We start from the raw sequence: 3,315 nt of genomic DNA, 5'->3' as shown, positions 1-3,315 counted from the left end.
GTTTGAAATGTTGGTTAATAATTTCACAGCAGGATTTGTTGGATTAATTCTAACCATACTAGCTTATGTAGGGATTGGACCTGTTGTTTTAGCATTTAACGGTGTGCTAGCTGCTGGTGTGCGTGTCATTGTAGATGCTGGAATGTTACCACTTGCAAGTATTTTTGTAGAGCCTGCTAAAATTTTATTTTTAAACAATGCGATTAATCACGGAATTCTTGGACCTTTAGGTATTCAAGAAGCGACTGAGACTGGTAAGTCCATTCTCTTCATGCTCGAATCCAACCCTGGTCCTGGCCTTGGAATTCTATTAGCATTCATGGTTTTTGGGAAAGGGGCTGCTAAATACTCTTCAGGGGGAGCGGCAGTTATTCACTTCGTAGGAGGGATTCATGAAATTTACTTCCCTTATGTTTTAATGAAACCGATGCTATTATTAGCAGCTATCGCTGGAGGAATGAGTGGAGTTTTTACATTCCTACTCTTTAATGTAGGGCTGGTTGCAGTGCCATCACCTGGTAGTATCGTTGCATATATGCTTATGACACCACGTGGGGATCACCTTGGAGTCATTTTAGGAATTATTGTTGCCACAGCAGTTTCATTTGCAGTAGCATCTCTCATCTTAAAAAGATCAACAGATGAGGATCAAGAATTAGAAGAAGCTACTTCTAAAATGGAAGCAATGAAAGGGAAGAGAAGCAGTGTTGCTGGAGCATTAAAGTCTGATTCAGAAGAAGCTACGACAACTCCTGACCAAGTAGGTACGATTGATCGAGATCAAGTCAAAAAGATTGTCTTTGCTTGCGATGCTGGAATGGGATCAAGTGCGATGGGGGCTTCGATTTTAAAGAACAAAGTAACGAAAGCAGGACTTTCAATCGAAGTAACAAATAAAGCTATTAACCAAATTCCTGATGATGCTGATCTCATTATCACACATAAAGATTTAACAGATCGTGCTAGGGCAAAACAACCGAATAAGGCTCATATTTCAGTTGGAAACTTTATGAATGGTGCAAAGTATGATGAAATCGTTAGTGAATTAAAAGGCGACGACTAAAATACCTCGCCCGAATAAACGGGGGTAATGAGATGTATTTGTCAGCACGAGAAAAACAKATTATTGACTATTTGTTAGCTAATGAAGAAGGTCTGACGATTAAAGAAATAGCTGATAAGCTTAACGTGAGTTCACGTACGATTCATCGTGATATACAAGGCGTTGAACCTACCCTTCACCAATTTGAATTGAGACTTGAAAAACAAACAGGTGTCGGATTAAAACTAATCGGTAGCGTAGAGAAACGTAACGAGTTAAGAGAAATGGTAAATGAGATAAAGAGAGATGAGTATACCCCGGAGGAGCGACAACAATTGCTCCTCTCCATTCTTCTTCAAAAGCGGGAGCCAGTGAAATTGTTTACATTGGCCACGGAAATTGGTGTGACCATCGCGACGATAAGCAATGATTTGAATAAAGTGAGCGATTGGCTTGAAGCCTTTCAATTAGAGATGGTCCGAAAGCGAAGCTATGGGATTGAGATACAAGGGGATGAGCCTAATAAGCGTAGAGCGTTAAGGCGTCTCATTACTGAAAAAGTGAGTGAAGAAGAACTTCTGTCTTTATTAGAGATTCATCGGGCGAAAAGTGAACTTAAAGACCAAACCTCAGAGAAGTTACTCCATCTCATTGATGTGAAAATCATTCTRGATGTGTTAGCGACACTCCATGAATTAAGGGAACGAGGCGAGTCGATTGCCGATGTTTCGTTTATAGGGTTAGCTGTTCACTTAAGTTTGGCAGTAGATCGAATTAATCGAGGTGAAAGGATTGAAGGTCACCTCAATAAGGTAGAGAAGATTACTCAAACAAAAGAATATCAAGTCGCTAAAAAGCTAGTCCTTCTTTTAGAAGATAAATTTTCTATTGAGATTCCACCGATTGAAATCGTCTATGTCACCATGCATCTCTTAGGTGCTAAACAAGGAGATGAAGGTGGTCTACTTCTACAAGAAACGTCTCTCGATTTGGCGATTCGGACGAAGCATTTAATCGATGAAGTCGGAGAGGCCACAGGTGTGACGCTTAGAGGTGATCAATCTTTATTAGAAGGCTTGGTCAGTCACTTAAAACCTGCTTTATTTCGAATTGAACAAGGCATGACGATTTATAACGCTTTGCTTCCTAAAATAAAAAAAGATTACAAAGAATTGTTCTTGCTTCTCCAAAAGAAAGTTCCGGAAATTTTTCCGAAATGGGAGTTCCCCGAAGAAGAAATTGGCTTTCTGGTCATGCATTTTGGTTCWTCGATTGAGGGAGCGAAGCATAAACGAGGTTTGAAGGCAATTGTAGTCTGTTCGAGTGGAATTGGAACATCAAAGTTGTTAGCAACACGACTTGAAAAAGAGATACCTGAAATTCGTGAGTTAACTCATATGTCAGCCTTTGATATGAGTCAAGATAAAGTATCAGAGCAGACGATCGTCATCTCCACTGTACCTCTTCCTTCTATAGAGTCTTATTTTCTAGTTACTCCATTCTTATCCAAAAAAGAAGTGGATCGAATACGTCATTCTATTCATACGAAGGATTGGGTAAAGGCTGATAACAGTGAACGAAAAGCTGAAATAGTGGGGCAACATGATGAGGTTAAAGAGTGGTTGAAGGAAGATGCTTTAACTAAACTAGAGAGCATTCAACAAATTAGCAACCTTATCAATTCAATTTTAACTCAGTTTGAATTGAAAGCATGGTCGCATCTCATAAATACCAATGCCTTCATTCAACAATTAGCGCAATATCAAGAGGAAAAGCATTTAGTAGAAAATAGTGAACGCGTAGCAGAAGCATTAATAGAAAGAGAGCAATTAGGTGGCCTGGCTATCCCGGGTACGCGGTTGGCACTCTTTCATACCCGCAGTGATGATGTGAAAGTAGCCACCTTTACTGTACATGAGTTACCAGAGCCGATGCAGATGAGAGGCATGGATAATGAAGAATATGAAGTGAGTCGAATTCTACTTATGCTAGCTCCAGAGATATGGAACAAGCAAGGACTGGAACTCATGAGTTCCATTAGTGCTTCCATTATTGAAAGTGACGAATCGATTCGGCGATTTGAAACAGGGGATGAACAAGCCATATTCACATTATTAGAGAGAAATTTAAAAGAGTATTTAATTACGAAACTACAAAAATAGGAGTGATTCAACATGGCTAAAGCAGTATTACAACTAGACAATATCCTTTTCGATGAACAGGTACAATCTAAAGAGGAAGCAATTCGCAAAGTAGGGGGGCTACTTATTGAA

2 protein-coding genes are annotated in these 3,315 nt (G+C 39.6%); both read left to right on the top strand.

Annotated elements, in window-relative coordinates; genetic code table 11:
• Positions 1-1,063: PTS mannitol transporter subunit IICB (locus AB685_RS28920; protein WP_047974063.1), on the top strand; the 1,063-nt coding region annotated here is incomplete at its 5' end.
• Between the two features lie 32 nt (positions 1,064-1,095).
• Entirely contained in the window at positions 1,096-3,204 is a 2,109-nt protein-coding gene (locus AB685_RS28915; RefSeq protein ID WP_047974062.1) for a BglG family transcription antiterminator, read from the top strand.
• Positions 3,205-3,315: the final 111 nt, after the last annotated feature.

Source organism: Bacillus sp. LL01 (genome assembly GCF_001037965.1).
This window is presented reverse-complemented; position numbering and strand designations above follow the sequence as displayed.